1 protein-coding gene is annotated in these 1342 nt (G+C 40.7%); it reads left to right on the forward strand.

Annotation, left to right across the window (positions count from 1 at the left end; all coding sequences use genetic code 11):
• Positions 1–962: outer membrane protein transport protein (locus tag IQR33_RS23820; protein WP_193844112.1), on the forward strand; the 962-nt coding region annotated here is incomplete at its 5' end.
• Between the last annotated feature and the right edge of the window lie 380 nt (positions 963–1342).

Here is a 1342-nt window from a genome sequence, read left to right on the forward strand (position 1 = left end):
TAAATGTTGCTGATACTGATGATGTGGGTGATACGTCAATAGCTCCAAACATTCACCTAATCGTTCCAGTAAATGACAAGTTTGCATGGGGCGTAAACGCATACTCTAATTTCGGCACTAAAACTGAATTTTCAGATAACTACACCGCAACCGAGTACGGTGGTCTTACGGATGTAAAAAGCTTCAACTTTGGATTGGCGGGTTCTTACCGTTTAAACGAACAATGGAGCTTTGGTGCTGGTTTAGATTTAATCTACGGCCAAGGCACAATGAAGCGTACAACTAGCTCTTCAGTCCCAGGGGTTGGCGGTCAAAAAATTCTGGACGTAGATAAAGCTGATGGTTGGGCTGTTGGTTTTAACGTTGGTACTGTGTACGAACTAGATGAAAACAACCGTTTTGGTCTAGCGTATCGTTACAGCCCTGAATTTACGGCGAAAGACGACAAAGGTCAGGAAATCACGCTACCTCTACCAGATATGGCCGAATTTTCTGGTTTCCACAAAATCCAAGACACTAAGTTTGCTGTACACTACAGCATCCAATACATCGGTTGGAAAGATTTCGACCAAATTGATTTTGAGAACCTAAATCAGGGTTTACTTAAAGGTGGTTACTCGAAAGACTATCAATGGCAAGATGGCTGGCACTACGCAATTGGTGGTACTTACTACCTAAACAACAACTGGACACTTCGTGCTGGTTACATGTACGACACAAGCGCTCAAGATAAAGTAACGTCTATCTCGGTACCAGACTCAGATCGCCAGTGGTTCTCCACAGGTTTCTCTTACCATATTGATAATAGCTCAAACATCGATTTTGGCTTCACGTACTTGTTAGGTGAAGATGTAAAAGTTAATGAGAATACTCAATTAGCTCCTGGTCTTTCTACCGGTGTAACAGCAACAACTCATGCTGATGCAATTCTATTCGGCTTACAATACAGCCGTAGCTTCTAAACACTTCGCTGTTAGTTAGTAGAAAAATACTTTATATAAAAGGCTGGATTTCCAGCCTTTTTTCATATCTGCGATTTATTGCTCACTCAATTTGAGTGAACACGTGTATCTAAATCTCACAATTAGGACGCACAGCTGTTCGCTGAATTCCGTTTACAAGCCTTTCACAGTTAGATTATTAAACCGCACAAATAACATTTAAAAGCATAATATTCCAAATGACCACTTACGCTGGATTTTCATTTCTAAAGTAAAAACTCTACCTTTAAACTTTCGTCCCATGTTATAAACAAATCAGCGAACATTCGAATGAAAACCAACAAGACTCTTCTATCAACAGCAGTGGCATTAAGCCTACTTGGCACAACGGGCATGGCTAA

The organism is Vibrio sp. OPT46, from assembly GCF_015163535.1.
In the GTDB taxonomy this organism is placed as follows: Bacteria; Pseudomonadota; Gammaproteobacteria; order Enterobacterales; family Vibrionaceae; genus Vibrio; species Vibrio alginolyticus.